Origin of the sequence: Enterococcus italicus, from assembly GCF_023743875.1 — a bacterium.
Lineage (GTDB): Bacteria > Bacillota > Bacilli > Lactobacillales > Enterococcaceae > Enterococcus_G > Enterococcus_G italicus.
Genome location: NZ_JAMRVB010000001.1, coordinates 2,070,856 through 2,096,311, shown reverse-complemented (window position 1 = coordinate 2,096,311; position 25,456 = coordinate 2,070,856). Strand labels below are relative to the sequence as shown.

The 25,456-nt window shown below is 39.8% G+C and carries 24 protein-coding genes, 1 tRNA gene and 2 other annotated features; of the genes, 1 reads left to right on the top strand and 24 read right to left on the bottom strand.

What is annotated here, in order from left to right; genetic code table 11:
* Window positions 1-41: 41 nt before the first annotated feature.
* The 15 genes from glgA to NE257_RS10260 form a co-directional block, all read right to left on the bottom strand.
* Window positions 42-1,469: a glycogen synthase GlgA gene (glgA, locus tag NE257_RS10330; protein WP_007207139.1), complete on the bottom strand. Its 1,428-nt coding sequence runs from the start codon at window positions 1,467-1,469 to the stop codon at window positions 42-44.
* Window positions 1,466-2,629, bottom strand: a complete 1,164-nt coding sequence (gene glgD, locus NE257_RS10325; RefSeq protein ID WP_007207140.1) for a glucose-1-phosphate adenylyltransferase subunit GlgD — start codon at window positions 2,627-2,629, stop codon at window positions 1,466-1,468. Before glgD ends, glgA begins: the two co-directional genes overlap by 4 nt.
* Window positions 2,619-3,761 carry a glucose-1-phosphate adenylyltransferase gene (locus NE257_RS10320; RefSeq protein WP_040367074.1) on the bottom strand — a complete coding sequence of 381 codons (1,143 nt, stop codon included), beginning with the start codon at window positions 3,759-3,761 and terminating at the stop codon, window positions 2,619-2,621. Before NE257_RS10320 ends, glgD begins: the two co-directional genes overlap by 11 nt.
* Window positions 3,762-3,793: 32 nt before the next feature.
* A complete protein-coding gene (gene glgB, locus NE257_RS10315; RefSeq protein WP_007207142.1) occupies window positions 3,794-5,686 on the bottom strand; it encodes a 1,4-alpha-glucan branching protein GlgB in 1,893 nt (630 codons plus the stop codon).
* A 555-nt stretch (window positions 5,687-6,241) separates the two neighbouring features.
* Window positions 6,242-6,535, bottom strand: coding sequence for a 50S ribosomal protein L27 (rpmA, locus tag NE257_RS10310; protein ID WP_007207143.1), 294 nt, complete (start codon window positions 6,533-6,535; stop codon window positions 6,242-6,244).
* Between the two features lie 12 nt (window positions 6,536-6,547).
* Entirely contained in the window at window positions 6,548-6,889 is a 342-nt protein-coding gene (locus tag NE257_RS10305; RefSeq protein WP_007207144.1) for a ribosomal-processing cysteine protease Prp, read from the bottom strand.
* Window positions 6,890-6,915: 26 nt separating this feature from the next.
* Window positions 6,916-7,224, bottom strand: a complete 309-nt coding sequence (gene rplU, locus NE257_RS10300; protein ID WP_040365994.1) for a 50S ribosomal protein L21 — start codon at window positions 7,222-7,224, stop codon at window positions 6,916-6,918.
* Window positions 7,225-7,243: 19 nt separating this feature from the next.
* Window positions 7,244-7,314 (bottom strand) — a sequence feature (ribosomal protein L21 leader region).
* A gap of 67 nt (window positions 7,315-7,381) precedes the next feature.
* On the bottom strand, window positions 7,382-7,966 hold the full coding sequence (gene leuD, locus NE257_RS10295; RefSeq protein WP_251886398.1) for a 3-isopropylmalate dehydratase small subunit: 585 nt from the start codon (window positions 7,964-7,966) through the stop codon (window positions 7,382-7,384).
* Entirely contained in the window at window positions 7,953-9,347 is a 1,395-nt protein-coding gene (leuC, locus tag NE257_RS10290) for a 3-isopropylmalate dehydratase large subunit (protein WP_251886397.1), read from the bottom strand. The genes leuD and leuC overlap by 14 nt, the downstream gene beginning before the upstream one ends.
* An 11-nt stretch (window positions 9,348-9,358) precedes the next feature.
* Window positions 9,359-10,420 (bottom strand): 3-isopropylmalate dehydrogenase, encoded by a 1,062-nt coding sequence (gene leuB / locus NE257_RS10285; RefSeq protein WP_251886396.1) that lies wholly within the window; start codon window positions 10,418-10,420, stop codon window positions 9,359-9,361.
* Window positions 10,417-11,934, bottom strand: coding sequence for a 2-isopropylmalate synthase (locus NE257_RS10280; protein WP_007207149.1), 1,518 nt, complete (start codon window positions 11,932-11,934; stop codon window positions 10,417-10,419). The genes leuB and NE257_RS10280 overlap by 4 nt, the downstream gene beginning before the upstream one ends.
* A 343-nt stretch (window positions 11,935-12,277) precedes the next feature.
* Window positions 12,278-12,757: a zinc-binding dehydrogenase gene (locus tag NE257_RS10275; protein WP_251886395.1), complete on the bottom strand. Its 480-nt coding sequence runs from the start codon at window positions 12,755-12,757 to the stop codon at window positions 12,278-12,280.
* The gene (locus NE257_RS10270; RefSeq protein WP_007207152.1) at window positions 12,754-13,260 is read right to left on the bottom strand and encodes an alcohol dehydrogenase catalytic domain-containing protein; all 507 of its coding nucleotides are present in this window, start codon (window positions 13,258-13,260) and stop codon (window positions 12,754-12,756) included. The genes NE257_RS10275 and NE257_RS10270 overlap by 4 nt, the downstream gene beginning before the upstream one ends.
* Window positions 13,261-13,341: 81 nt before the next feature.
* Window positions 13,342-13,415, bottom strand: a tRNA-Arg gene (locus tag NE257_RS10265).
* Between the two features lie 127 nt (window positions 13,416-13,542).
* The gene (locus NE257_RS10260; RefSeq protein WP_251854882.1) at window positions 13,543-14,229 is read right to left on the bottom strand and encodes an O-methyltransferase; all 687 of its coding nucleotides are present in this window, start codon (window positions 14,227-14,229) and stop codon (window positions 13,543-13,545) included.
* A 117-nt stretch (window positions 14,230-14,346) separates the two neighbouring features.
* Window positions 14,347-14,557: a binding site (T-box leader), on the top strand.
* A gap of 56 nt (window positions 14,558-14,613) precedes the next feature.
* On the opposite strand from NE257_RS10260, the gene proS reads away from it, so the two are divergent.
* Window positions 14,614-16,050, top strand: a complete 1,437-nt coding sequence (gene proS / locus NE257_RS10255; RefSeq protein WP_251869916.1) for a proline--tRNA ligase — start codon at window positions 14,614-14,616, stop codon at window positions 16,048-16,050.
* 138 nt (window positions 16,051-16,188) lie between these two features.
* On the opposite strand, the gene NE257_RS10250 is transcribed toward proS, so the two are convergent.
* From NE257_RS10250 to NE257_RS10210, 9 genes are all read right to left on the bottom strand, one after another.
* Window positions 16,189-17,193: a lipoate--protein ligase gene (locus NE257_RS10250; RefSeq protein WP_040365995.1), complete on the bottom strand. Its 1,005-nt coding sequence runs from the start codon at window positions 17,191-17,193 to the stop codon at window positions 16,189-16,191.
* A 13-nt stretch (window positions 17,194-17,206) separates the two neighbouring features.
* On the bottom strand, window positions 17,207-17,947 hold the full coding sequence (locus NE257_RS10245; protein ID WP_251886394.1) for an MBL fold metallo-hydrolase: 741 nt from the start codon (window positions 17,945-17,947) through the stop codon (window positions 17,207-17,209).
* A 136-nt stretch (window positions 17,948-18,083) separates the two neighbouring features.
* Window positions 18,084-19,352 (bottom strand): D-alanyl-lipoteichoic acid biosynthesis protein DltD, encoded by a 1,269-nt coding sequence (gene dltD / locus NE257_RS10240; protein ID WP_251886393.1) that lies wholly within the window; start codon window positions 19,350-19,352, stop codon window positions 18,084-18,086.
* Entirely contained in the window at window positions 19,349-19,585 is a 237-nt protein-coding gene (gene dltC, locus NE257_RS10235; RefSeq protein WP_007207158.1) for a D-alanine--poly(phosphoribitol) ligase subunit DltC, read from the bottom strand. The genes dltD and dltC overlap by 4 nt, the downstream gene beginning before the upstream one ends.
* A gap of 21 nt (window positions 19,586-19,606) precedes the next feature.
* Window positions 19,607-20,803 carry a D-alanyl-lipoteichoic acid biosynthesis protein DltB gene (gene dltB, locus NE257_RS10230; protein ID WP_251886392.1) on the bottom strand — a complete coding sequence of 399 codons (1,197 nt, stop codon included), beginning with the start codon at window positions 20,801-20,803 and terminating at the stop codon, window positions 19,607-19,609.
* Window positions 20,800-22,293 carry a D-alanine--poly(phosphoribitol) ligase subunit DltA gene (gene dltA, locus NE257_RS10225; protein WP_251886391.1) on the bottom strand — a complete coding sequence of 498 codons (1,494 nt, stop codon included), beginning with the start codon at window positions 22,291-22,293 and terminating at the stop codon, window positions 20,800-20,802. Before dltA ends, dltB begins: the two co-directional genes overlap by 4 nt.
* Window positions 22,294-22,307: 14 nt before the next feature.
* Window positions 22,308-22,457, bottom strand: a complete 150-nt coding sequence (locus NE257_RS10220) for a teichoic acid D-Ala incorporation-associated protein DltX (protein WP_071859019.1) — start codon at window positions 22,455-22,457, stop codon at window positions 22,308-22,310.
* Between the two features lie 144 nt (window positions 22,458-22,601).
* A complete protein-coding gene (locus tag NE257_RS10215) occupies window positions 22,602-24,674 on the bottom strand; it encodes an FtsX-like permease family protein (RefSeq protein ID WP_251886390.1) in 2,073 nt (690 codons plus the stop codon).
* Window positions 24,664-25,431 (bottom strand): ABC transporter ATP-binding protein, encoded by a 768-nt coding sequence (locus tag NE257_RS10210; protein WP_251852332.1) that lies wholly within the window; start codon window positions 25,429-25,431, stop codon window positions 24,664-24,666. The genes NE257_RS10215 and NE257_RS10210 overlap by 11 nt, the downstream gene beginning before the upstream one ends.
* Window positions 25,432-25,456 lie beyond the last annotated feature (25 nt).

Here is a 25,456-nt window from a genome sequence, read left to right as displayed (position 1 = left end):
AGGCCAGCTTTACTCACTTTCAATTTGTAAAACGATTGTCGTTATAGTTTTTCATATAAATCCACATAATGTTTGGATGCCGTTTCCCAACTAAAATCTTTTGTCATTGCTCGAGTGACTAATGTTTGCCAAACTTCTGGTACGGCTTTAAAAATATGAAGTGCTAGATTCAAGCTTTCATTCATATGGTAGGAATCAAATGCTGAAAAACCAAAGCCATCCCCTTCATGTGTGACAGGATTAAATGGAAAAATCGTGTCTTTCAATCCACCTATTTCGTGTACAACAGGCAAGGTACCATAACGCATCGCCATCATTTGTGATAAGCCACAAGGTTCAAATGCAGATGGCATTAAGAAAATATCCGCTCCTGCATAGATTTTTTGGGCCAAATCAATATCAAACATGATACAAGAGCGAATCTTATCTGGAAATTCTGCTTCAAAATAGCGGAACCCTTGTTCAAAATCTGGATCACCTGTGCCGAGTACGATGATTTGCACTTGATTTTGTAAAATCTCCGCTAAACGCTCCAATACTAAATGAAATCCTTTTTGATACGTCAAGCGGCTGACAATCCCAATGAGTGGAATATCAGCAGAAATCGGTAAGCCAAGCTGCTTTTGCAACTGTGTTTTGTTCTCTACTTTACCACTTATATCCGATGCGTCAAATGCCGCGTATAGATGCGAATCAGTCGCCGGATTAAGCGAGTCATAATCAATGCCATTTAGGATGCCACTCACCTTGCTGGATTCTTGCCGCAAAATGCCATCTAGCCCTTTACCAAAGGCTTCTGTCTGGATTTCATTGGCATAGCTTGGTGATACAGTATTGACCCAGTCAGCAAAAACAATCGCCGACTTCAACCAATTCACTTGCCCATTTTGTTCGATTTTGCCATTGTCAAAATCTTCCAATCCCATCGAAAATAATTCACCCAGTGTCTCTTGATCGTAGTTACCTTGAAATTCAATATTATGGATTGTTAAAAGAGTTTTAATTGATTGGTATGCTTGAATCCATTGATATTTGGTCTTTAACAAATAGGGAATAAAGGCTGTATGATAATCATTGACATGCATCAAATCTGGAATAAAGTTAATTTTCTCCAAGGATTCGATGATGGCTTGTTGGAAGAACGCAAATCGTTCTCCATCATCAAAGTAACCATAGACATTTGGACGATTAAAGTAGTATTCATTATCAATGAAGTAATAGCGTACACCTTCAAATTCTAAGGTTTTAATCCCACAATATTGCTTTCTCCAACCAACGGATACCGTAAATGAAGTGACATCTTGTACTTGCTGTTTGTATTGTTCTGGTATTGAAGCCATATATGGCAAAAAGACAACAACTTGATGACCAGCTTTTTGAATATATTTTGGCAATGAACCCGCAACGTCTCCTAGTCCACCCGTTTTAAAAAAAGGCGCGCATTCTGCCGAGGCAAATCCAATTTTCATTCCACATCACCCACTAATTTGTCTTCTGTCACGATAGTTCCTTTCTTTATGACGATTGGTTGAGCAGGTGTCCCCACAATCCGCACGCCTTCTTGAACCGTGACATTTTTATCTAGTATAGCATACCGGACTTCAGCATCTTTACTGACATGTCCATTCGCCATGACAATTGCTCCTTCAACTATAGCACCGGAATCAACAGTTGAGCGGCGCGAAACCAAACTTTTATGAACCGTACCTCGAATCGTACTACCGGTGGCAAATTGACTCGAATGCACATCTGATTCTTTCGAGAAATAGGTAGGTACTTCATTTTTAGCTTTGGTAATGATGTGTTGACTCGAGTAAAGTAATGCATTGAATTTTCTAGGATCCAGCATATCCATATTCGCATCATAAAAACTTTTCGTTGTATGGATATTGCTTAGATAGCCAGTATACTCATACGTCCCCACAGTTGTTTCGGTTGTTTCATTGGCAGTTTCCCAAAGAAGTTTTTCTAGACTAGTCGTTTCTCTGAGTTGTTGCGCTTTTTCTAGCAACTCAATCAACCACTCCGTTTTCACAACAAAGATATTCATTCCTAAATTGAATAATCCTTGATCAGCGATTGTATCAGAGAAGAGTTGGTTACCCATATAAGCTCCTTCTTCGTTAAATGACAACACATGATCTGTTTCATAAATCAACTTAGACGACACACGCTTAAATACAATCGTGCATTCCGCTTGTTGGGCTTCATGAACTTTGATTACCGAACGAAAATCTAGGCTACATAACATTTTATTGCCTACATAGACTGTGTAGGTCGATTTTGATTTCTTTAAAAAGTCAATCATCGCATCAAAATACGCTTCGTTGTTTTCTTTTTTGCGATCGATGTCTTCTTGAAATGCCATGAAATAGTGGCTCAAAATACTATTCAGGTGCCACTCTCGCCCTCCACCAATATGATCAAAAAGCGATTGCATTTTTGCTTCACTGAAAACCATATAGATGGATTGAATATTGGCATTTACTAAGTTGGATAAACTAAAGTCCATTAGGCGATATTTACAATCAAAATGTAGTGTTGCTAAAGGGCGATGTGCTGTAAGTTCACCTAATCCTCTTCCATCATACTCATTTCCCATTATGGCTGAAACTTTATTAGCTTTCATCAATCAACACCCCAATCCCTTCTCCATATCCTACAACTGCGATTTCATCAGTACCATCAATTTCCGCATTGTCACCGATAATGGCATTTTCTCCAACAATCACCCGATGCAAAATCGCATTTTTACCAATCGTCGCTCCCGCCATGATAACACTATCGCTAATTTTGGCTCCTTCTTTGATCTTCACATCATTTGATAACAAACTATGATCGACATTGCCCGCAACGTAGCAACCATCCACCACAAGAGAATCGGTAACAGAAGCTTGATGTGTTAAAAAATTTGGTGGTGAAATAGGGTTCTTTGAATAAATTCTCCATGAGCTGTCGCGCATATCTAGCTCGTTATCTAGCTCAATAAACTCCATGCTGGCTTGCCATAATGATTCAATCGTGCCGACATCCTTCCAGTATCCTTGGAAGCGATACGCGAAGACATTTTCACCACTATCGATGTAGGCCGGAATGACGTGTTGCCCAAAGTCGAGCATTTGATCGTCTTTATTGTAGCTATTTAATAGCACTTCTCGCAAACGCGACAAGGTGAAAATGTAGATTCCCATTGAAGCCAAATTATTTTTGGGATTGGCTGGTTTTTCTTCAAATTCGACAATTCGGTCATGCTCATCCGTATTCATAATGCCAAAGCGAGAGGCTTCATCTAAAGGTACTTCAATTACCGCAACGGTTAAAGCAGCATGATTTTTTTTGTGTGCATCCAACATTTTTTCGTAATCCATTTTATAAATATGGTCACCAGATAAGATCAATAAATATTCTGAATCCATTTGATCGATATAGTCCATATTTTGATAAATTGCGTGTGCGGTTCCTTCAAACCATTTGCTACCTTCATTGCTCGAGTATGGCTGTAAGATTGTTACACCTGAATGAATGCCATCCAATCCCCAACTCGAACCATTCCCAATATGATCATTTAAAGCTAGTGGTTGATATTGTGTGACCACACCGACATTTCGGATACCTGAGTTCACACAATTACTTAACGTAAAATCAATAATTCGGTAGCGTCCACCAAATGGGACTGCTGGTTTGGCAATTGTTTGAGTCAATTTACCTAGCCGGCTCCCTTTTCCTCCTGCTAAAATCATTGCTAGCATCTCTGTTTTCATACGTTTGATGGCAACTGCCATCTTCCCTCCCCTCATCTTTTGGTAGATAATGAAATCTTTTTAGGCTTAAGAATCACAGCCCCTAACGCTGGAACAACCAAATTAATTGCATGTTGATATTTTTTATTGTTGACCGGCTGACTCTGCAAGTCTTCTTGTATTTGTGTCCAAGTTCCGCCAAATTCGGCCAGTTCTGTATTGAAAATCTCTTCATACGTCCCAGCAAATGGTACCGGTAGTTCAAATGTCGGATACTCGACTGCTGAAAAATTAAATACAAAAATCAAAAAGTCTTTTTTTCGCTTACCCTTGCGGATAAAACTTAATACGACTTGTTCATGATTGTCGGCATCAATAAATTCAATACTCGCTTGGGGCGTTTCTTCTAGCTCCCACAATGCGGTCTCAGAACGATACACCTCATTGAGTTTTTTTGTATACTGTTGCATGGCATAGTTCATTGGATCTGCCAAATCATGCCATTCCAGTCCTTCATTGAATTTCCACTCAAGGAACTGTCCCCACTCTCCCCCCATGAAAAGTAATTTCTTTCCAGGATGAGCCATGAGATAAATCAGTAAGGTGCGCAATTGCGCAAATTGCTTGTAGCGATCCCCCCACATTTTATGCATGAGACTTTTTTTACCATGTACTACCTCGTCGTGTGAGAGCGGCAAAAGATAATGCTCATCTGACATATACATGAAAGAAAAAGTTAGTAAATTTAGTTTATTGCCCCGATCAATTGGATCCATTTCAAAAAATGCCAATGTATCGTTCATCCAACCTAAATCCCATTTAAAATCAAACCCTAAGGCATCGTCCTCTAGCCGTCCCGTTACTTTTGTAGCAGAGGTACTTTCTTCGGCAATCATGATGGCATTCGAATGGGCTAATTTAACCACAGCATTCAATTTTTGTAAGAAATAGATGCCATCTAAATTTTGATTGGTGCCTAGATGATTGGGTTGCCACTGCTTCTCATCATAATCGAGATAAATCATATTTGAGACGGCATCCACGCGTATCCCATCTACATGATAGAACTCTAGCCAAAAAAGCGCATTGGATATTAAGAAACTTTGGACTTGTGGTTTGCTCAAATCGAAGTTTAAAGCCCCCCAACGAACATTTTCTGCTCGTTGCCGATCTGTGTATTCAAAAGTTGCCGTGCCATCATAATAGGCAATCGCATCCGAATTAACACAAAAATGTCCCGGAACCCAATCAATAATTACCCCGATATTAGCCAAATGACATTCTTCTACAAAAGACTGAAATTCTTCCGGCGTGCCATACGTATTGCAAAGTGCAAAATAGCCAGTTAATTGGTATCCCCATGACTGATCAAGCGGATGTTCCATAACTGGCATCAATTCAATATGCGTATAGCCCATTGTTTTGACATATGGAACTAACTCTTTTGATAAATCTTTAAATGTAAATGGCGTGCCATCCCAATGAAATCGCCAAGAACCCGCATGTAACTCATAAATATTTAGGGGACGCTTAAAATAATTGCTTCTTTTGGAACGACCTCGATAAAGGCCATCTTTCCATTTTTTTTCGGGGATTGTGTAGACGATTGCCGCAGTTCCAGGTCGCGGCTCGAGCCGAATCGCGAATGGATCCATTTTGTATTGTTTTTGTCCATCTTCTTGTTGGATTTTGTATTTATAAAGCTCTCCTTCTGATGGTAGATCCGTTTGAACTTCCCAGATACCAGTCTGCTCATCACGTTGCATAGGCAATGATTCCGACCACTCGTTGAATGTTCCGACCAACCACACTTGCATTGCATGTGGGGCCCATACTCGAAACACATAATAACTGCGTAACTTATGCACACCTAAAAGATGCTGAGCATAGAAGTTTTCTCCGGTTAAAAAAGAATTTTTAGCCTTTTTGATCTGTTCATTTTCCATCCTTTATCCCACCTTTTCTAGAAGAGAACACTCTATCTTTATCTGTATCATAACATATTAATAGACGCGAATTCTATTCAATTTTAAATAAAAACTCACTATTTTTTCATATTTATTTAATCATTTTATGTATGATTTAGACACAAAATGATAGTTATTTTAGATTATGGTTTTTCATTGAAATCAACTTAAAAATAGTTAAAAACCAACTCATTCACAGTTGCTTTTTTAACTAGAATTGGCTAGACTTTATACCAACTAACACCTGAAAGGAATCCACCATATGACACGCTCAGATATGCATTTTCAAAAAAAAAAAAAAAAAAAAAACAATCGAAACCCAAGCACTCTGTTTTAGTACGGTTATTTATTTGCGCTTTACTTGGAATTATGATTGGGGCATCGATAGGAAAGAGTCTTGGTTCTTCCTTTATATTGATTGGGGCAGTTTTAGGGTTAAGCTTTGGACTACTAATCGGGACATATCTAACGAATTGAAATTAAAAAAGCTGACACCAAAGTAACTTTGGTGTCAGCTTACGACTAGCTTTGTTATTAAGCTTCTTGTGCTGCAGGGTAGACAGAAACTTGTTTTTTGTCGCGGCCTTTACGTTCGAAACGTACAACGCCATCAACTTTGGCAAATAATGTATCGTCGCCACCGATTCCAACGTTTACTCCAGGGTAAATTTTAGTTCCGCGTTGACGATAAAGAATAGAACCACCAGTAACAGTTTGGCCATCAGCGCGTTTTGCACCTAGACGTTTTGACTGAGAGTCACGGCCGTTAGAAGTAGAACCGCCCCCTTTTTTGTGGGCGAATAATTGTAAATTCATATTCAACAACATGGGATGCACCTCCTATTTTTTAAGTGTTTGAATGCTTATATTTTCTGTATGTTCAGCCTGAATCGCTTGTAACCCAAGCAATAAATTTTCAAGTAAAACTTGTGAAATATTATTTTGCTCCTGCGTAATATAAAGAGGTAGTTCAACTGCTAAGTATCCTCCAGCTCTTTCATCGGTCTTTACAGTCGGTGTCACACCAGCAAGTGCATCAATACCATTCGTTGCACTGATTGCGAGCGCTGATACTGCAGCACAGACAATGTCTGAACCATATTCACCTGCATCTGCATGACCAGATAAGTCAAAAGAAGAAATATTTCCTGTTTCATCTCGTTGAAAGATTGCTTTAATCATGACGATTCATCCTACTTTTCTAGTAATTAAGCGTTGATTGCTTCGATTACTACTTTTGTATAAGGTTGACGATGACCTTGTTTGCGGTGAGAATGTTTTTTAGGTTTGTATTTAAACGTAACAACTTTCTTTTGTTTGCCATGTTTTTCTACAGTACCTTCAACAGTTGCACCTGCGATTGTTGGAGCGCCAACTTTTGTTGATTCGCCACCTACTAAGATCACTTCGTCAAATGTAACTTTTTGTCCTGCTTCTGCGTCTAATTTTTCAACGTAGATTGCTTGACCAACTTCAACTTTGACTTGTTTGCCACCAGTTTTAATAATTGCGTACATGCTATACAGCACCTCCTTCATTTAGACTTAGACTCGCCATCCCAAGTGACTTTCGTTCTTAAAACTTGTTCTGTGCGGTTGTAGCTGTGGAGTCCACAATTACAACAATACTACTTTAGCAAATCCTACGTAGATAGTCAATAAAAATCCTTTATTTTTACCAATAACTTGGAATAGTTTTTTCATAAGCCAAAATTGCTTCATCTTCTTGCATCGTAATAGAAATTTCATCCAAGCCATTGACCAGTTTGTACTTCCACGTGCTATCGATATCAAATGAATAACTTTGATCCCCGGCTTTTACCTTTTGGTGTGGCAAATCAATCGTAATTTCTTGCTCAGCTGGTAGTTCAGCTATTGCAGTACGGGCAGCGAGTGGCAATACAACAGGTAGTAAGCCATTTTTAGTCGCATTCATATAGAAGATATCACTAAAGCTCCCTGCGATAACCGCGCGAAAGCCGTAATCTAGTAATGCCCAAGCAGCATGCTCACGTGAAGATCCTGAACCAAAGTTATCACCTGATAATAAGATTGTTGCTCCTTGATAGCGCGGTTCATTTAAAACAAATTCTGGATTAGGCTGACGATTACGTAAGTAACGCCAATCATCAAATAGAAATTCACCAAAGCCCGTTTTTTCAATTCGTTTCAAATAATTTTTCGGAATAATTTGGTCAGTATCAATATTGTCATTCATAAAGGGTACCGCACGCCCCTTGTATACTTTAAACGGCTCCATGTGTTTTTCCTCCTAGAATTTCTCTAACATCAATAAACTTTCCGTTGATTGCGGCAGCAGCTGCCATCGCTGGACTACATAGATGTGTTCGTGAATTTTTTCCTTGTCGACCGACAAAATTGCGATTTGATGTCGAAGCACAGTGGACGAACTCGGGTACTTTATCCGGATTCATCCCCAAGCACATTGAACAGCCTGGCTCACGCCATTCAAATCCAGCATCTTTAAAGATTTGATCAATTCCTAGCGCTTCTGCAGCGTGACGTACGGGTCTCGATCCCGGAACGACAATACCTGTTACTCCCTCTTTGATCTTTTTGCCTTTCACAATTTTGGCTGCTTCTTGCAAATCAGACAAACGACCATTCGTACAAGAACCAATAAAGACGTATTCAATCGGGATATCGGCTGCTTTTTGACCTGGTTTTAGATTCATATATTCATACGCTAACTCATCATTATGATCTCGGATTTCTGGGAAGGATTCGTGAATGGCCACACCCATCTCTGGATTGGTTCCCCAAGTGATATAAGGTTCAAGTGTTGACGCATCCAATTCTAAAACACGATCAAACTCGGCATATTCATCTGTATAAAGCGTTGACCAATCTTTCACTGCTTCTTCAAAATCTTTTGGTGCATATTCTTTATCGCGAATAAATTCAACTGTTTTTTCATCTGGCGCCATCATGCCCATTTTCGCGCCACCTTCAATCGACATATTACAGATTGTCATCCGCTCTTCCATCGTCAAATTACGAATTGTGTCACCATAAAATTCAGCCGCATACCCCACACCAAAGTCGACACCGTATCGTGCAATCAATGCTAAAATAATGTCTTTGGCATACACTCCTGGTTGCAACTGCCCCGAAACATGAATACCCATCCGTTTTGGTTTCTTTTGCCAAATTGTTTGTGTCGCTAGAACATGTTCGACTTCACTAGTACCAATACCAAAAGCAATAGCCCCAAATGCACCATGCGTTGCCGTATGGGAATCGCCACATACAATAATTTTACCCGGTTGAGTCAAGCCCACTTCTGGCCCTACCATGTGCACAATTCCTTGACGCAATGAACCATTATCACATAAGGTAATTCCAAATTCCTCACAGTTTTTTCGAAGTGTATCCATTTGCTTTTTTGAGACCAAATCCGTAATTGTAAAAATATCTTTCGTCGGTACATTGTGATCCATAGTTCCAAATGTTTTATCTGGACGTCTTACTGTCCGGTTGGCTTGACGCAAGGCTTCAAATGCCTGCGGTGAAGTCACTTCATGAATGAGTTGCAAATCCACATACAACAATTGTGCTTGCCCTTCTTCTCCAGTGACGACGTGACGTTCCCATACTTTATCAAATAGTGTTTTTCCCATTATTTTCACCTCTATGCGATAGTTGCTACGTTACTTACTTCATCAATAATTGCTTGTGTCATTTGTTGAGTTGTTGATTTTCCTCCTAGGTCAGGAGTCAAAATTCCTTTTTCCATCGTGTTGTAACAAGCATCCTCAATGCGCTTGGCTATGCCTTCTTCTTGGAAAGACTGGCGCATCATCATCGCCACTGATAACACCATAGATACTGGATTGGCACAATTTTTACCCGCAATATCTGGTGCCGAGCCATGGATGGGTTCATACAATGAAGCCCCCGCGACACTATGACTTGCACTCGGTAGCACTCCTAAAGTCCCCGGTAATACTGACCCTTCATCACTTAAGATATCACCGAAAAGATTTTCCGTTACAATCACATCAAAAGCAGTAGGATTGGTTACTAATTTCATCGCTGCCGAATCAACATATTGATGCTCTAGCGTAATATCTGGATACTCTTTTGCTACTTGCTCAGCGACTTCGCGCCATAATTGACTTGTAGCTAAGACATTCGCTTTATCGACGGATGTGACTTGTTTTTTTCGACCACGAGCAATCACAAATGCTTGATGCATGATTCGTTCAATTTCTTCTACTGTATAGCGATTAGTATCGTAGGCTTGTTGTATTTCTTTCGCTCTCGGTTCACCAAAGTAGATACCACTTGTTAATTCTCTGACAACGACAAAGTCCGTTTCCAATACAATCTCTGGTTTTAATGGTGACAGATGAATCAAGCTATCAGCGACTTTAATCGGACGAATATTCGCATACAATTGCAGCGCTTTGCGTAACGCAAGTAGTCCTTTTTCTGGCGTTTGTTCGGCTTGAGTCCAACGCGGACCGCCAATCGCTGCTAATAGTATCGCATCCGCTTGTTTACAAGCAGTTAAAGTTTCACTTGGCAAAGGTGTCCCCGTCGCATCAATCGCTGACCCACCAAACAATTCATTTTCAACTTCATAGTCAAAGTCTGTTGATTGGGTAGCCGCTTTTAAGACTGCCAATGCACTTTCCATAATTTCTGGTCCAATCCCATCGCCAGCTAGGGCAACAATTCGCTTTGTCATTTTGAAACACTCCTATTTTTTAGTAGACTACTTGCTTGTACATATGCTTTGGCTGAAGCTTGTAAGACGTCAAAATCAACGCCAATACCACTTACAATTTCATGGGTTTCCGTACATTCAATCGTCACATGAACTTGTGCTTGTGCATCTTCACCTGCTGTCAATGAGGTAATTTCATAATTCGTTAAATACGGCTCTTGATCAAATACTTGGTTAATGGCATTGTAGATAGCTTGAATACTTCCTGAGCCAACAGATGAGGCACTCTTTTGTTGGCCATTTTCCTCAATCGCTACAACCGCACATTGATATCCATCTGATACATATTGCACTTGCAAGGCTGTCAGATGACAGTCCGGTTGCTGACGAGCTTCATCAGCAACGAGTGCCAACAAATCTTCATCGGTTACTTGTTTTTTCTTATCAGCTAATGCTTTGAAACGCTTGAACAAGGCTTTTAATTCCTCGCCTTCCACATCATAACCTAGATCTTTTAACTTTTCTTGGAATGCGTGACGCCCGGATAGCTTTCCTAGTGGCAAGGAATTCGTTGCTACTCCGACTAATTGGGGCGTGATGATTTCATAGGTTTCTGGATTTTTTAATACGCCATCTTGATGAATTCCTGATTCATGTGCATAGGCATTACCACCAATAACCGCTTTGTTTCTCGGCACTCCGATACCAGAAAGACGAGCAACTAGATCACTGGTTCGTTTTGTTTCATTTAATACGATGTTGGTTTCGCATTGATAGAAGTCTTTACGAATGTGTAGGGCGACTGCGATTTCCTCTAATGCAGTATTGCCTGCTCTCTCACCAATGCCATTCACCGTTCCTTCCACGCGGTTTGCACCATTTTCGATTGCCGCTAACGCATTCGCTGACGCCATCCCCAAGTCATCATGACAATGAGAAGAATACGTGATTGGTTGATTCGAACGAACATTTTCGATTAAATACGCAAACATCGCACCGTACTCTGTCGGATTGGCATAACCAACCGTATCAGGAATATTAATAATCGTAGCGCCCGCATTGACAGCTGTTTGGACAGCTTTTAAAAGAAAGTCTTTGCTAGTTCTTGAAGCATCTTCTGGAGAAAATTGCACGATATCAAATAATGAACGCGCATAAGTCACATATTCATGGATAGAAGACAATACTTCTTCTGGTGTCATTTTTAGTTTGTCCCGCATATGAATTTCGCTAGTTGCTAGAAATACATGGATTTGAGGATGTGCACAATCCCCGATAGCATCATAGACACTATCAATATCCGCTTTTTGACAGCGAGCTAGTCCGGCTACCGTTGCTTTTTTTACAGCCTGGCCAATTGCTCTTACGGCTTCAAAATCACCTGGTGATGCGATGGGAAACCCAGCTTCAATGGTATCAATCCCCCATTTTTCTAATTGCAAAGCTAGTTGAACCTTTTCTTTTGTATTAAAGTTTACACCTGGTGTCTGCTCACCATCTCGCAATGTTGTGTCAAAAAATTGAACTTTTCTCATTTTCACTCGCTCCTTTTAATAGAAAATTTGTATAAAAAAAGCACTCCACAAAGGTAATTTCCTTCATGAAATGCGAATAGGACTCTTCTGATGTAGCTAAAAGAAAAGAGTCCTGATCTATAATAATAATAATAATGAAAATACGTCGCTATATTTTACTGTCTTTCTAATTTTTATTCTCATCGTTTTCACCTTTTTCAATCGACTTGTTGTTAGCAGAATACGCCCTTTTTGGAAGCTTGTCAATTGTTTTTTTACAATTTTCTGAATATTTCGTAAAAAAGAATGCTTTCTTTCGTAAAAAACGAAAAAAATATTCCTTTTTTACTTGCATATGAAAAATTCAATCAAATACCAGACACTGTTTGCCACTTACTTGTTTAGTCTCAATCTCTTGTAAGACCGTTTTAAATGATTTGTAAGAAGAGACTCTCCCAAATGAAGAGATGTGTAATTGATGACTTAACACCAAATCAAATAACTGCTGAAAGGCTAGTTCTTTTTGGGCATAAGTTGCTTCATCCAGCCAATGACGAAGATGAAAAATCTTTGTATTTATTGGTAGTGCCGCAACATAGGACCAGTCAATTTGCTTACCTGATAGTAACCCCAGTAAGAAAAAGTGCCCATTATTTTTCACACAGGTTGCTAAAGTCGTCCCGTGCTCTCCGCCAATTGAATCGATGGCATAATCCACGCCGGTACCATTTGTTATTTTCTTGACAGCGACGGATACATCTTCATCACTGCTGTTAATCACATCCGTAGTTCCTAGATCAACTAACTCTTTTGCCGCCTGCTGATGACGAACGACTGCAATCAAGCGCGCGCCTTTTTTTGAGCCAACTGTAAAAATAATTTACCAATCGCAGAGTTCGCAGCATTAACTAGCAGTGTTTCCCCCGGGCTAAGTGACATCCATTCCATACATAAAACCCATGCAGTCAATGGGTTGATATACATTTGGCATGCCAATTCATCCGGCAGCGAATTTGGCACAAGTATGAGTTGCTCGCGCTTGCTTACAACATATCTTTGCCAAGTCCCCCCATCTAAAGACAATGCTCGCTGACCAATAAGTTCCTTTAATTCACTTGAACCCACTTCTACTATGGTCCCCACTCCTTCATAACCAACAACAGCTGGTAGCGGAGTCCGGTGAGCATAGGCACCAGTAATCGGAATTAAATCAGAGGGATTCACAGAAACATGTGAGATAGCTATGCGTACTTCATCGGCTTGTAATGGTTGGGGCTCTGATCGCACGAGCTGTACGACAGCACTCGGCTGACCAAATTCAGTATAAAGCAAGGATTCATTTTCCACTCGGTATTACTCCAATACTCAATTAGTAAGAGCTAAATAAACAAAAAAAACCGCTTAGGAGTAATCCTAAGCGGTTATTAGCGTCACAGGAGGGATTCGAACCCCCGACCGTCCGCTTAGAAGGCGGATGCTCTATCCGGCTGAGCTACTATGACATTTCAGCAACAAACAATATTATAGGGAATTCACCTTCGAAAGTCAATGTATTTTTGTTATTTATTCCATCAATCATTGTTTCCCTAAGCTAAGTAAGAATGAAACTTATGCTTGTCACTGTTTTTCTTATAAATCAAACTGAACGTCATCAGCTTCTTTGGTAATCAATGCAACGCCATCGCCCAAGGGTACCAAAGATGTCGTTAAGTCAGGATGCGTATTAATCACTTCTAAAAATTGATTTAATTTGCGATGAATGGCGCGTTTTCCTCTAGGGATTTCTTCAATCGGATCTAAAATGGTACCACCTTGGAAAATATCATCCACCATTAAGACTCCGCCTTTTTTAAGCAAGCGAATGCAGTCTGGTAAAAAAGTAATGTACTTGGACTTTGCGCTATCCATAAAAATAAAATCATATGGACCTGTCAATTCAGCTAAAATATCAGCTGCTTGACCTTCCAATAACGTTACTTTATCTTCTAAGTCCAGACGTTTGTACGTTTGCTTGGCTTTAGCAATCATCACATCATAACGATCAATCGTCGTCACATGACCTTCTCCTATTGTCTGAGCCATCAGACTTGAAGAAAAACCAATCGCTGCCCCGACTTCTAATATTTGTTTGGGCTTTAATTGCCCTAATAGGAATTTTAAAAAGACCACTGTTTCATGAGGAATAATTGGAACACCTTGTTCATTCGCCTCGCGTTCAACTTGGCCCAACTCACCCGGTAACGCTTTTTGCTGCGTCCGTAGATAATCGACAAGTTCCGGCTTTACGACCGGCCGATGCATCATTTCGTTTCTCATTTCTCTTTTGTCTCCCCTTTAGATAGAATCATCCCATTATACGAATTTTCCTGTCAGACTGCAAATTTCTCTCCTTTTTAAGGAAAAGGACTTGCTTTTTAGAAAACAATTGAGTAGTCTTAAGACAGGATTTGGACAAGTAGCAAAAAACGATTGTCTTAGAGAATCGAAGCAAGGCTGGAACTTCGATACAATAACTTTTGTGAACCTACCAATGGTATTTATTGTGAAAGCAATAGGGATGGACTCCTTATCGTCTGGCAAGTGGGGTTGCAAAAGGTAACCAACTAAGGTGGTACCGCGAATGTTCAAGCATTTCGTCCTTTTTAAGGATGGGAGGCTTTTTCTTTTGCCTTCATTTATTAATTTTAAGGAGCTGATAGTATGTCAGAACAAACAAATGATTTTACACAATGGTATTTACAAACAGTCCAACAAGCTGAACTAATGTCTTATTCTCCCGTCCGTGGATCAATTATTTTCCGTCCAGATGGCTTTGAATTGTGGGAGCATATTCAAGAAGAATTCAACAAATTTCTTAAAACACAAGGGATTCGCAATGCATATTTCCCTATGCTCATTCCTAAAAGCTTTTTCATGAAAGAAGCCGATCATATTGAAGGCTTCGCCCCTGAGCTTCCTTGGGTTACTGAAGTCGGAGATGAAAAGTTAGAAGAACCATTAGCATTAAGACCGACGTCAGAAACGATGATTGGTTCGGCCTTTTCTGATTGGATTCATTCTTATCGTGACCTACCATATGAAATCAATCAATGGGCAAATGTTTTCCGTTGGGAAAAAAAGACGTTACCATTTTTACGTACGTCTGAATTTCTGTGGCAAGAAGGCCATACTGCTCATGCGGATGAAAAAGATGCACGTCGCCGGACAATGAGTATCTTAGATGAATATGCACGGCTATGTGAAGAGTTTTTAGCTATCCCTGTCTATAAGGGACAAAAAACGCCTTCTGAACGCTTTGCGGGTGCCGTTGATACCTATTCGATCGAAGCCATGATGAAAGATGGCAAAGCTGTTCAAGCGGGTACTTCTCACTATATGGGTACCAAATTCGCTGAAGCTTTTGACATCACTTATTTGACGAAAGAAAACAAACACGTAGCCGCTCATACCACTTCATGGGGCGTATCGACTCGTTTACTTGGTTCATTAATTATGACACATGGCGATGAAAATGGTCTGGTATTCCCACCGACTGTCGCTCCGACACAAGTTGTTTTACTACCAGTCGGCCCTTGGAAAAAGAACCCCGCTATTTTGGAAAAACTGGATGAAATTTTCCAAGAACTAAAAGCGAAAGGCATTCGAGTACGTCTAGATGACTCTGAAAATTCACCAGGCTACAAATTCCATGAGTGGGAATTAAAAGGCGCATGTATTCGAATTGAATGTGGTCCTCGTGATTTAGAAAATGGTCATGTCATGGCTAAAGTCCGCGACGTAGATGGCAAAGTTACCGTAGCTTTTGACGAATTATTAGCTTATATCGATGAGCAATTAGCTATCATGCCAAAACGCTTATTAGAACAAGCTCGTCTACGCAACAAAGAAAACGAACACGTTCACATCAATACATTAGATGAGTTAAAAGAACACATTGAAGCATGCAAGAAAGACAATCGACCAACTGGCTTTGTCTTAATCGGATGGGATGGTTCAGAAGAAACCGAAGCAAAAATAAAAGAAGAAACTGGCTTTACAACGCGTAACATTCCTTTCCAAGCACCAATAGAAAAAGAAGTCGATCTTGTAAGTGGCAAACCAGCGAAACACACCGTCTGGATTGCTCGTGCCTACTAATAGGTTGGAACAAAAGCGCTCAGATCCGAGCAGCGAAAAAAACTGGCTAGTATAAAAAAAGCCCATAAAATCCAAAAGTTTACGCAATGACTTCTGGATTTTATGGGCTTTGTGCTTTTAACTATTGTCTCAGCCTTTTTAATAAATTAATTCAAATAGATCTTCTGTTTCGATATTTCCGAAATATTTTTTCACATCAATCTGATCGACGACTTCTTTCAGTGCTGCTTTTTCATATTTCGTGCCGACAAGGGCTTCTTCGACATCTTTGATTTCACCCAGTCCAAAGAAGTCACCATAGATTTTCGCTGCTGTGATTTTTCCTTCTTTTACGTTCAATCGTACTTCAATTGAACCGATTGGGAATCGTTTGCGGCGCTCGATATCAAATTCCGGTGACTTCCCATAGTTCCAATCCCAGTTCGCATAGTACGTTTGAGAGATTTCTTTTACTTTTTGCCAGTCTTCATCTGTCAACTCATAGGTCTTCACATCCGCAACAGAATCAACACCAAAGATTTTCAATAATATTTCTTGACGGAATTCTTTGGTCGTCATTCCTTGCTTGTCCTCAGGTAAAAATGGTTTGATATTGGTCACCCGAGAGCGAATAGACTTAATTCCTTTTGATTCGATTTTATCTTTGCGGACCTTCAATGCATTAACGACTTCATTAATGTCACTATCAAACATAATGGTCCCATGAGCAAACATCCGGCCATTAGTCGCATACATCGCATTACCTGAAAATTTCATATCATCAATAACTAAATCATTGCGTCCTTTTAAACGCGCGCCTTCCACACCCATTTCATTTAGGGCATCGACAATTGGTTTGGTTAATTTTTCAAAATCACGGAATGAATTGCCATCATCCGGCATAATGAAACTAAAATTTAAGTTCCCAAAATCATGATAAACTGCTCCACCGCCACTAAAGCGACGTACCACGTGAATTCCTTTTTCATCTACATAGTCTTTATTGATTTCTTCAATCGTATTTTGATTGCGACCAATAATAATCGATGGTTCATTAATATAGAATAACAAGATTGGTTCATCGGTTTTCATTTCTTGTAATAAAAAGGTTTCAATAGCTAAGTTTATTCGTGGATCTGTCAATTCATTTGGTACAAAAATCATGTCTTTTTCCTCCTTAAATCGTATAAGTGTGACGAACTTTAGCAACCGTGACAGTCACGTCTTCTCCTGCTGCTTGTTGCGCTTGCTGTGCCAAAAGGTCTAAGTCGCCAATTTGCGGTAGATGTGTCAGCACAAGGTGTTGCACATTGGCCACTTTGGCAAGCTGACCAGCTTCTTTTGATGTTAGATGGGCATGATGATATTCATGTCCTTCAAACAGATACGTATCTGCCAAAAGCAAGTCTGCTGATAAAGCGAATTCATTTAATGTCTCAAGATAGCCTGAGTCGCCGGTGAATACAAACACTTTGCCCGTCTTCTTCTCTACAAAACGCATCGCATAGCAAGTGACCGGATGGACTGTTTGTAAAAATGTCACTGTAAATGGTCCTAAATCCAACTGCTGCTCTTTTAAATAATCAAACCCTTGCGAAACATTTGGCATAGTCAATGCCTTAAAATGAATTTCATCTTGACCGTGGCCATAGATTGGTAATAGTGGCTGCTTTTTCTCACCTGGAGACAATTGCCAATAATACTGTAAGACTCCCAAGTCCGCAATATGATCGAAATGATAATGGCTTAAAATAACCGCATCAAGCGCTAATGGATCTAAGTGTTTTTCTAACTCAACTAACGTAGTACTGCCGGCATCAATCAATAATTGAAATCCATCTGACTCCAATAAATAACTGGTCGTTCCCTCTCCTTTATAAGGGTAAGCGCCGAGACATCCTAGAACGGTTAATTTCATTTTTTCACACCCCTTTAAGAAATATGCTACCACATTTCTGAAAAAAGAAAACAGTGTTTCGCTTTTTTTCACAAAAAAACTTTTTCTCATCCACTCAAACTTTGAGTGGATGAGAAAAAGTCGTTTCTTAGTTAATTTATTTTGAATCAAGTGTTGCGGGATTTTGATCTTGCCACTGTGTAGAAAAATACTCGTTAGAAAGATGATATGTTACGTTGGTGTCATTTTTGTTTGTTAAAAATGGTCGGATGTACTGATCGGCAGAGAGCCACCCTAACCAACCTAGATGAATTGTATCTGACATAAAGTACGGTACAGAGGCATCCTTTGTAAAATCCGCAATATTGGTAAACCCTTGTTCTTTCAATTGATACGTAATTTTCTTACTGAATCCTTCCAGCATTTGTAATGATAAGCCGGTGTATTCACTCCATTTTTTATTGACTGGGGGAATAATAAATAATGGCTTAGCGTGGACAGATGCCAATTGTTCCAAAACCAATTGAAAATCTGAATACTCAGGCGAATATTGATAATCAAAATGAATTTGCGATTGCTTTAATGCGCCCACATGCTTTCTCAAACGTTGGTTAAAAAATTGATTGTCAATGTTGTAGGGATTATTTGTCGTCTGTTGTCTTCCATTTTTAGTAGCGAGCTGCGTTAATTCCTCTTGGTTGTATTCATTAGGTAATTCGTGCATCGCTTGGTTAATTTGATGATTCTTGCTCAAGATATCCAGTGGACTAAACAACTCATCTTCACGATTTAGCACCCGATAGATCATTTCAGCCCAGTATTTTTCCTGTTTTGTTGGTAGCTGCCCGTTAGCGATGTGTGCTAACATCGCCGATAAATTTTTCCGTTGTTTTACTTTCCCATAGCTCGTCAGGCGAGAAGCAAAGTACTGATCAGCTGGTGTTATTTTTTTTAGAGATAACGCCCACTGATACGTCTGAATTTCGGAAAAATAGGCATCAAAATACTGCTTGTTTACCCCATCTTTGACAAACCACTGTGGAGAGATAATAAATACAAGTTTTTTTCCAGCTAATTCCTGGCCCATTGACCGAATCATCATGTATTGGGTTAACGACTGTGTCCCTGGAGCACCTAATAAAAATGGAGTATACCCACGGCGGTACTTTTTGGCCAATACTGACGGATGAAACGCATCAATTCTACTTAATTCAGAAGAGCCGAAAAATGGTACATATTTACCAGATGCAATTGCCTCGTTTTTAATGGCATTTCCTCGAATGACATTGGCGGACATAGAACTAGATGCCTTTGACCAGAGCGTTTTATTTTTATCCGAAAACTGAATCGGTGAGAAAAAAACGGCTAGCACCATAATGACAGCTAATAAAACGGGGCCAAAGATGGTAAAGAGACGCTTTTTCATGCGTTTTGGAATAATGGTACTTGTTGTATGATTTTACGTGGTGTTGCCCACGCATCACGGTCAAATTCTGACACTGGTACTTGAATTCCCAATTGTCCTTCTAGTTCAACTAATAATTGCACACTACCTAAAGAATCCAGTAGCCCTTCACTAAATAAATCCAAATCCAAATTGTTAGATACTTCATCTGTTCCAGTTACTTCTTCTAAAATTGCTAAGATTTTTTCTTCCATTTTTATTACCGTCCTTTGTGATTATTTTAAGAAAAATAGTGTATTTAAAAATCCTGAAAAAAGTAAAAAGCTAAGACATACACCATGAAAGGTCCCAATTACCGCCAATGAGTGAGTAAGCCGATTGGATGGTAATGACGGGTGTCTTTTTTTATAGCGAATCCACGCATCATTCAGACAAATCCACATCGCATGATAAATACCATAAGCGATGTAGTACCACGTTAACCCATGCCAGATTCCCATTAATAGAAATAAAGCGAAGTAGCCGACATTCGATGACACCACCCGACTTTTAAACACTTTTTTCTTCATTAACGTAAACATCAAGCGCATGTACACATAATCTCGAAACCAAAATGATAGTGACATGTGCCATCGGTTCCAAAATTCTTTGATATTGGGAGCCAAAAATGGTTTGTTAAAGTTGATTGGTACGTCATACCCCATGAAATTACTCGTAGCGATGGCAAATAAACTATACCCCGCAAAATCAAAAAAGAGATACATACTGTACACATACATATAGCCAACAAGGGCCCAAGATACCCCTCCGCTCATCATCGCTTCCTTCGCGACGACTGGTAACAATACTTGCCCGAAAAAATAGCCTAGCATAAACTTATAGAGAAAGCCTAGAAACAGGCGTTTGACACCTTTTTCTAAGTAATCAAGATAGTCTGCAGGGGCTTGATTGGCCTCTTTTTCAAAACGACGATACCGATCGATTGGCCCCGATGAAATTGTCGGGAAAAAGAGTAAGAAGCGAATAAAATGCAACCACTGATACTCTTTGATCATACCATCGCGCATTTCCATCACCATTTGGACTGAACGAAAGGTCAAATAGGAGATTCCTAAAAACCCTAACAATGACGGCTGACCATCATGAAAAAACGGAACAACCTTGGTAATTGCTAATGGGAAAATAGCCAATAAGACAAAGAGATAAAAAACACTCGTCTGATTCTTTTTAGAACGTAAGTGAAAATAAGTACCTACGACCCCACTTTGCCATAAGACATAGCCAACAAGTGCGAGTCCTTGGTGCCACTGCTCACCGCCAAAACTCATCCAAAGAAACAATAGTGTGACGCAGGATTCGTACCACTTCACTCGCTTGCCAAAATACAACCCAATCGCCAATGGACACAAGGCCAGTAGCAAATAGAAAAAATAAATCGGTTCAGCATATGGAATCATATGAGGGAACATCATGTTGGGTTCACCTCTTGAATTAGTCGCTTGCGATCAAGTTTGCCATTTGCCGTTCGCGGTAACTGCTCACAAAATACGTATTTTTGAGGAATCATGTACGGCATCACTGTTTTCTTTAATTCTTGTCGAATCATCTTCGCTCGTTCATAATCCTTTGTTTCCGTCGTTTCCATCACGACATAGGCAAGTAGTTGTTGGACTTTATGCTGGTTGTACTTTGGCACGACGATTGCTTGCTTTATACCCTCGATAGCCATCAAATGATGATCAATCTCTTCTAATTCAATGCGATAGCCGTGGAGCTTCACCTGAAAGTCAATCCGTCCCTCATAGTACAACAGACCATCAATCACCTTACCCGCATCACCTGTTCGATAAGCAGGCTCGCCGTTCAACGTAAAAAATGCAGCCGCTGTTTTACTTGGATTATTTACATACCCTTTTGAGATACTCGGACCAGATAGGACAATTTCTCCAGTCTCACCAACAACAACTTGATTGCCATCCATGATGGTGACCTTCGTATCTTCTTTGACATAACCAATTGGGAGTCGGTTCACTGCTTCTAATAACTCAGTTGTTACTTGAATTTGTGATACAGCTACGGTCGCTTCTGTCGGACCGTATGTGTTATAAATCATTGCTTCTGGGAATTTTTGCAACAATTTCTTTGCTGTTTCCTTAGTTAATTCTTCTCCACAAAATAAAAATACTCGTAAACTAGGAAGCTCATTGTGAGAAAAAGCTGGCTCCATCAAACAAATATCGATAAAAGAGGGTGTCGATACCCAGACATCAATCGGCAACTTGGGTAGGACCGAAAAAAGTTCCTTAAAATCGTCCACAGTCTCCTTAGCAAGTGGTACCAATGCACCGCCAATCAGGAGCGCTGGGTAGACACTCATTACAGATAAATCAAATGAAAATGGTGCTTGCGATAAAAAGCGATCTTCTTTATGAATCCCTAAGTCCTGCAATGCCCACTGGACAAATGACCATAAATTCTGTTGGCTTATTTGAACGCCCTTTGGTACTCCTGTAGTTCCTGAAGTAAAAATAATATAGACCGTTTCATCTAACGCCAATCCTTTTGGGACCACCGCTTCCTGTTTTAGACTCTCGGTCATTAGTTGCTCCAGAGAAACTGTGGAACAAGGCAACTCCATCGGGCATTCACTAGTCCAGACGCAAAGTGCCGGTTTGGCAATATCAACAATATATGCCAATCGTTCTGGTGGCGTATGGGTTTCAATTGGAATATAGGGATGACCAGATTTCATGGCAGCTAAGAACGCCACAATCATGCCAAACTCTTGCCCTCCATAGACAACAATCGGCTCACTTTGGGCTACGTTCGCGGCAAAATATCGCGCCAGCTGATCGGATTGTTTTTTTAATTCACAATACGTATGCGTGGTTTTTCCAATATAAACTTTCGCGTTTGGCTGTTTTGTAGCAATTTTGTCAATTTCTTCATAAATATAGCGCATCTGCTTTCACCTCATTAAAACTCATTGTAAATGAAGGTCCCACCTTGAATCGTACGATAATGATACAAATAGATGAGTCCCATTAGTATGAGAAAATAAAAAAGCGTCCTAGCCACAAATTGAACCCACTCTTTTGACCAAACAATATGCAACTTCTCTTTCATTTTTCTTCCCTCCATTCCAACTCTAGTCTTTATTTTAATCACAAGTGTCGTTTCCTGACATTGATTTAGGTGTCATTTTCTTCAATGAACTAACAATTTTGTTAGATAAAAAAACCGATAGCCCCTGTGCTATCGGAAATGTGATTATAAGGATTGTTCGGTAATTCGAATTGAAATCACAGCGGAAAGAACGTAAAACAAACTAAAGCTAACTATCGCCAGTAAACCAAATAAGTACACGAGCCAATAACTCGCACCCGGTAATAATTGAACAACAGTATAAACTGCGACCGACCCATGTGTGGTGGCCAACAAAATGACTGGAAAAAAAATGCCTGCATTTGAAAAATAAATGGCACGACGTCTCTCTTTTTCCGAAACACCTAAGTTTTTTAACAATCGAAATTTTGCTTGTTCCTCTTCCGCTCGACTGAACTGCCGTACAATCAAAGAAGAAGCTGTACTAACCAGGATAATCCCACCGACAAAGACTGACACGAAGATAAACAAGCCACCTTCTCTTCGTGCCAAACGCATCCTTGGGTAGCGATTGGTACTACTTAGTCGTAATGCCTCACCACTATAATGATTATATGTATTATCATTCGTAGTGGTCAATTTTTCAGATTGAATGGTACCAGTAAGTGCTTGGTTTTTGTAGTCAATTGCATAATAGAGCGGCTCTATCCATTCTTCCTTTAGTTGCTTTTCGTAGGCGGTTTGAAAAGTCGCTTGATTGAGACCTGATGCATTTAGATAGATGAGTTGATGCGTATAGCCTGTGATCCGCTGACAGACTGCATCCGTCACGACCAACAAATTTTCACTGTAACGCAACATGTTATTACCAAAGTAATCCCCGTACATGGCAGTCATCGTAAGCGTTTCTCCTTGAAACAATTGAACTGTTCGATCATATGTAGACAGCTTGCGGCTTATCAGAAAATCTTGATTGAAAAAGACTGTCTCCTGATCAGATAATTGGTCAATTCTTGGTGCATCAGGAAATAGCCGTTGCACTTGCTGATATTCCGAAAGCGACACCAGATTGACAAGATTCGCCTGCCCAACAAACTTTTTATCGATCGCCGCTAATTTTTGCTTCAAATATACACCCGTTAACTTGAAAGTGACTTTTTCTTCTGCACTAATTACACCATCTTCATCAGCAATTAATTGCGTTAGTTTTGCTTCTTTTTGGGGAGTGACTTGAAACATGGTCGGATTTTCCATTGCATTCAAGCGATAGCTTAAAGCAAACAATCCCGAAGCCGTACCGATAAACAGTATCGCAAAACCAACAATGACCGTCACAAAGGAAAGAATTCGCCAACTTTTATGCACTTGAAAGCGAATGGAACCTAACATAAAGCCATAAAGAGACCGATACTTCATTCCTTTTCGTCTTGCAATCAAATCAAATACTCGTGGTAACGTATAGGCATAAAATAAAAATGTTCCCGCGATACATAAAGCAAATATCAGAATGGGTAGCCAAAAAATTGCACTAAAATCTTCAGTTTCCTTAATATAGCCTTCTAATATAGCTAGAAAATGAATGGAAACATAATACCCGATACTAATAAATATCACACCTAAACAGGCCATCATGCGCCGACTAAATCCCCAATACTTAGACGAATAAAATCCTTCTTTTTCCGCTTGTAACAAAGGCGTCAATGTCTTACCACGAAGAAGCCAAATATTTTGCATCGAGGTGACGAATAAAGCAAATAAAAAGACCAGTATCGTATTGCGAACTGATGCCCACGAAATAAAAAAAACACTGGCAATATTTAATCCCATCGCCTTAATCAAAATCATCGTAAATAATTTTGAAAAGAGTAGCCCCATGAGCATCCCCGTTACTAAAGAAAACACATTCAACAAAATTGTCTCGAGTAGAAACATCGTCACAATCTGTACTTTTTTCATTCCAAAGAGCTGATAGATGCCTAATTCATTTTTCCTTTGTTGGAAAAAGAAATGATTAGCACTTAACATAAAGGCTAAAAGCACCATCGCAACGACAATATTGCCAAAGCTTAAGACCCCGGCTAATTGCACATCTTGTTTCACGCTTCGCACAATAGGCTGATCATAGGTCATCGCACCAAAAGAATAAAAAATCATCACCGCAGTTAAAATACACAAAAAATAGACCATATATGCCCGCAATTGTTTGGAGAAGCTACGCAACAATATCTTAGTGAGCATTCATTCTGCCTCCCCCACCAATGGTTGCTTGCATATCAATCACTTGATCAAAAAATTCTTTTCGTGAGCCACGTTTGACTACCTCAGAAAAAAAGACACCATCTTTAATAAATAAAATTCGATTGCAATAACTAGCGGTAAAAGGATCATGGGTAACCATCAAGATTGTCGTATCCTCTTGGCGATTGACATCTGATAGGTAGCGCAGCAGCTCAGTGGCTGCTTTTGAATCAAGTGCCCCAGTCGGCTCATCAGCAAATACCACACTTGGTCGCTTAATAATCGCTCTGGCAGCTGTCACGCGCTGTTTTTGTCCATTGGATAATTCACTTGGGTAGCGATCCATTAAATGCGCCAGACCCAATAATTCACTAATTTCATTGATCCGCTGCTCACTCTCTTGAACAGATGTCCGATCAATCGCTAATGGCAACAAAATATTGTCTTTCACCGTAATCGTCTCTAGCAAATTATAATCTTGAAAAATAAAGCCGATTTCTTTTCGCCGAAAGTCGCTTCGCTCTTTTTCATCCAACTTTGTCACTTCTTGATTGGCAATCGTAATCGAACCAAGAGTCGGGGCATCAATCGTTGCTAAGAGATTCATTAAGGTCGTCTTACCCGCACCACTCGGCCCCATGATGCCCACAAACTCACCCTTATCAACACTAAATGATAAGTTTTCAAGAACTTTCGTGCGATTAAAGCGCGTTCCGTATGATTTGGACACATAAGAAACTTGAATCATTTTTGGCATAATCGTTTCCCCCTTTTCATTCATT